1 protein-coding gene is annotated in these 521 nt (G+C 41.8%); it reads left to right on the top strand.

Features of this window, described 5'->3' with window-relative positions; all coding sequences use genetic code 11:
* Nucleotides 1-287: 287 nt before the first annotated feature.
* Nucleotides 288-521: transposase (locus A3735_RS28885; RefSeq protein ID WP_197485874.1), on the top strand; the 234-nt coding region annotated here is incomplete at its 3' end.

The raw sequence follows: 521 nt of genomic DNA on the forward strand, positions 1-521 counted from the left end.
AATTCAAGAATATCAGACAGCGCGAAAGATTCAGGGGCTTGCTTAAGCAGCTGGAGGAGCATTGACGGGTCTAGTTTCTCGGTCATAACTGAGCCTGTATTCTAATATATAGGACATAACTCTATTTAATATGTCCGATAAAGTAAAGCAAAAGGCAAAGCAAAAGGGGTCGGTGACACATAATAATCATTCGCATTACTCAGCTTGAAAAGGTCTTAGCTTAGGTCGATAATCACGTGTAACTATCAAGGAAGATAGAGGAAACTGAAATGCCAAGGAAGCCGAGAATGTATATGGCAGGAGTGCCGTGCCATGTAATCCAACGGGGAAACAATCGGGAAGCGTGTTTCTTTTCAGATCAAGATAATCAGTTTTATCTGGAATGCTTACAAGAAGCGTGTGAACGCTATGATGTAAGTTGTCATGCTTATGTCTTGATGACGAATCACACTCATCTTTTGTTGACACCTTCATGTCCTGATGGTGTCTCTAAAGTGATGCAGACACTTGGACGGCGCTAT

It is taken from the genome of Oleiphilus sp. HI0061, assembly GCF_001635675.1.